This is a genomic window from Ureibacillus sp. 179-F W5.1 NHS (genome assembly GCF_045369345.1).
Taxonomy (GTDB): domain Bacteria; phylum Bacillota; class Bacilli; order Bacillales_A; family Planococcaceae; genus Ureibacillus; species Ureibacillus halotolerans.
On sequence record NZ_JBIQFG010000086.1, the window covers coordinates 1 to 3,539 of the forward strand.

Consider the following 3,539-nt stretch of genomic DNA (forward strand, 5'->3'; position numbering starts at 1 on the left):
TTTTTTTGCACAAAATTAGTGAAGGACTCTGCATTTTTCCTTTGCAAAGCTCTGCATTTTTATTTTGCCATACACAACAGTAATGAGTAAATTAACGAAGGTAAATAAATGGGCAAATAAAAATGGATATTGTGTAAAGATACGTGAATATATAAAGAGTTACCATTTACTGATTACCGTAAATGAATCTCTATCTTTTGATGTTAGTTTTCAAGAAAGCACTATTTACCATAGTATCCAAGGTAAAGAAGGTAGGCCAAAAGGAGTTTACTTAGCCATTAATAGAAAAAATAGACCAGGTTTTTCGTTTCCGTATTCTTCACAAGAAGAAATCATTTTAAAAATGGAGGAAGAGATTAGTAATCTAACGAAAAATTAATTCTTGTTCCAACACAAACGAATGTGAAAGATTTTGTTGTTTGTAGTTATTAAAATGTATGTACTGAAAAGGGAAAATACATGGCTAAAACTAGCATAAAAACAGGTTGGTGCGTGGAAGGGTTATCAATTACGTCCGCAGACTCATGGTGCTGTTCGGTATGTGATGAGCGAATATCAACGGACGATCAAACAACTAAAGGTGGTTGGTTTGATTATGATAATAGCGGGAAATTAGGATTCATCCATGTTGACTGCTATCAAAGAGAATGTTGAATAAGAATTTACTAAGGCGATGTTCTGCTGTGTTTAGGTACAGCTAGAAGATTCGCCTTTAATTTATGGGAACACCTCAATCAAAATGTTTAAGATAAATATGGGCGGTGGATAAGATGATTACTGCGAAAAGCTACTTTAGCGGGGCGGGTGGCATAGATCTGGCGATGACTATGGCTGGTATTGAGATTGTAGAATCTTTTGAAATTGACCGAAAAGCTTGTGCAACGCTAAGAAAAAACTTTACTCATAAAGTTAGTGAAGTTGATATAACTAAAATAACTGTATTAGATCAACAAGATGCTGATATTTATATTGGTACATTTCCATGTACTAAATATAGTAATATCGCTGATATTCATGGTACACGAACTGGTGATGATTTATTTCTTCACTTTTTTAGACATATTGCTTTAGCTCAACCTGAAGCATATGTAATAGAAAATGTTCCTGGTATGAAAAAATTTCAAGTTGTTATGGAATGTATGACAAGACTTCCTAACTACTATGTACGGGTTGAATGTCCAGTAAATGCTAATATGTGGCTACCTCAATAGAGAAAAAGATTAATAGTAATTGGAACAAAAAAACCTTTTGATAACTTAGAATACCCTGAGTGTAATCCGATAAAAATGCGTGACATTATTGATGTGGGTACTGAAGTATACACTCCTAATTATGTTAAAAAACGTTTAGAAGGTAATTATCGGGATAAGCCAATTATAACAGATTTGGATGGGATAGCTCCTACATGTGTAGCACACTATGCCAAAGATCGTTCTACTCGATTAATTAATGATGGAAAATCAATTAGACCTTATTCACGTATTGAATATGCTAGGCTTCAAGGTTTTCCAGATTGGTTTGAATTTGAAGGGACAGACAATGATGCATATAGACAAATAGGAAATGCCGTACCTGTTCATATGGGTTATTGGATAGGAAAACAGTTAAAAAAATATTTTATGAGGTAGTTGAATTCAGAGTCGCTGCTTTTAATTACTTGATTAATGTTTGGAAACTATTAATATATCAAAAAGGAGAAATACTATGAATAAAAAGGAAATGAAACAAATACAAATTGTTGATGTGATTGCTAATAAGTTAAGTGGTGGGTCAGATATTACCGGTGAATGGATAAGTAATGTTGATGTAGATTTTATAATTGACACACCTCAAGAAATAGTCATTTTCGATAAGATTTATAGAATTGATCGAATAAAATTATTATCAAGTTACGACGAACTAGTATTTCGATTAGCATCCAAAACAATAATATTTGAAGAGCTAGAAGTAAGTAAGATATTTGTTCATAAAATTTATAATTTATTAAACGACTTACAGAGTAAAGGTAACTTATTGAGTGGTTGGGATTTTAGAGATGAAGTGTTAGAAATATTAAGTGATAATAATAGATTGTCTTCAATTAATTATCGTGAAGAAAGTGGAGAAGTGTTTGGAACATTATTTGTTTGGGGAACAGATGAAAATGGATTCTGGAATCAACGTTATAAATGTTTTCAATCAGAAATTGAAAACTACTTATCAAAAATAAGTAATTATGAAGACTATGATTTTGAATTTAAGTATATATTATATTAATAAATTAAATCACATATCCAATTGGATATGTGATTTTTTAATTGAGGTGGACTCCCTTAAACCGGATCCACCTTTCTTTTTATTTTAGGAATTAGTTGCTGCAATAACCCAGATTGAAATGTTAACAGAAATGATAATTAGAAGAAGTGTGTAAATTAGATACTTATCTTCTTTTTTCTTCTCTGTATTAAAGAATAAAGTTTTGATTAGAATCAACACAAATGCAATACCGCCAAGTATTTTTGCTATTAAGAAAACAGACACCTTTTTTCTCTCCTTTAATTTCTAATTATTAACATTGTGAACCTGTCCAGATTGGTTTATCAAAAGACCATCTTATTAAAATTCCACATCCGTTTGCATTAGCAACTGTCAACGCACCCGCGCCTATACCAATTAAGCCAGCAGCAATGCCGACAGCAAGCCCCACTGGAGGTGCTATAAACGCAGTTATTGCAGCAGCAATTGTAGTAATCCCTGCTCCAATTGTCAGATAACCTATAAGTTTATTAGCATTACAACTATCGAAGTACGTATCATAACCATACCAACGATCTACATACTTATTTGATCCGTCACAAGCAGCGATACTAAAGATACCTTCTGATGCTTTATTAATCTTTTCTATATCACTTTTTGTTGCGTTTATGAGTTCCTTTGAAACTCCCTTTTCCTCCGCTTCTATTTCATCGAATTGAATTTGATTTCCAACGAAAGTTAATAAGGGTGTAATTTCCAGAGCATCTTTGGTAATTTTATTATAGTCTTTAATTTTTTCTTTTGCTTCTTTTATTTTATCGGTTGAAATACCATTTTCAATTGCTTTCTGCTGATCTAAAAAAAGAAATTCTCCATCCACTCCAACAGCTCCGACGAATTTTTCATCTAATTGGACAGCTTTTACCAATGCTGTTGAGTATTCATAATTAACCTTCTTGCTTTCTGCAAAAACACTTCCAACCATACTAAATAATAAGACTACTGTTAAAATAGAGGTAAATAATTTTTTCATTGATATCTTCCTTTCTTTAGCGAATTTAATTAAAGAATGAGGTGTCTTACTTAGCGGTATATTAAGTAGGGTCTAGGAGGTTACGAGGCTTCGTAAATGGAATATATTCACTTTACAAAATTAACCATATCAAAAATTGGAAATTGGTTCAATGCTATATAAAAATACACTCTTTTTTATCTACAAATTCGACATAAAAGAGGCTGGGACAAAACCCACCTCTGAAATGAAAAGCCGGTGAAATTTTACGATAAGTAAAATTTCACCGGCT

At 32.2% G+C, this 3,539-nt stretch carries 6 protein-coding genes; 4 read left to right on the forward strand and 2 right to left on the reverse strand.

Annotation, left to right across the window (positions count from 1 at the left end; translation table 11 throughout):
* The first annotated feature begins 459 nt into the window (after nucleotides 1–459).
* The 4 genes from ACH0B5_RS17825 (at nucleotide 460) to ACH0B5_RS17840 (ending at nucleotide 2,256) form a co-directional block, all read left to right on the forward strand.
* Nucleotides 460–654: a hypothetical protein gene (locus ACH0B5_RS17825; RefSeq protein WP_122973738.1), complete on the forward strand. Its 195-nt coding sequence runs from the start codon at nucleotides 460–462 to the stop codon at nucleotides 652–654.
* Between the two features lie 116 nt (nucleotides 655–770).
* Nucleotides 771–1,211, forward strand: coding sequence for a DNA cytosine methyltransferase (locus tag ACH0B5_RS17830; RefSeq protein ID WP_406928240.1), 441 nt, complete (start codon nucleotides 771–773; stop codon nucleotides 1,209–1,211).
* 75 nt (nucleotides 1,212–1,286) lie between these two features.
* Nucleotides 1,287–1,628 carry a DNA cytosine methyltransferase gene (locus ACH0B5_RS17835; RefSeq protein ID WP_406928241.1) on the forward strand — a complete coding sequence of 114 codons (342 nt, stop codon included), beginning with the start codon at nucleotides 1,287–1,289 and terminating at the stop codon, nucleotides 1,626–1,628.
* Nucleotides 1,629–1,704: 76 nt separating this feature from the next.
* Complete coding sequence (locus ACH0B5_RS17840) at nucleotides 1,705–2,256, forward strand: hypothetical protein (RefSeq protein WP_406928242.1); 552 nt, start codon at nucleotides 1,705–1,707, stop codon at nucleotides 2,254–2,256.
* An 84-nt stretch (nucleotides 2,257–2,340) separates the two neighbouring features.
* Here ACH0B5_RS17840 and ACH0B5_RS17845 read toward each other — a convergent pair whose 3' ends face one another.
* Nucleotides 2,341–2,520 (reverse strand): hypothetical protein, encoded by a 180-nt coding sequence (locus tag ACH0B5_RS17845; RefSeq protein WP_122973741.1) that lies wholly within the window; start codon nucleotides 2,518–2,520, stop codon nucleotides 2,341–2,343.
* A gap of 28 nt (nucleotides 2,521–2,548) precedes the next feature.
* Nucleotides 2,549–3,268, reverse strand: a complete 720-nt coding sequence (locus ACH0B5_RS17850; protein ID WP_122973742.1) for a hypothetical protein — start codon at nucleotides 3,266–3,268, stop codon at nucleotides 2,549–2,551.
* Nucleotides 3,269–3,539 lie beyond the last annotated feature (271 nt).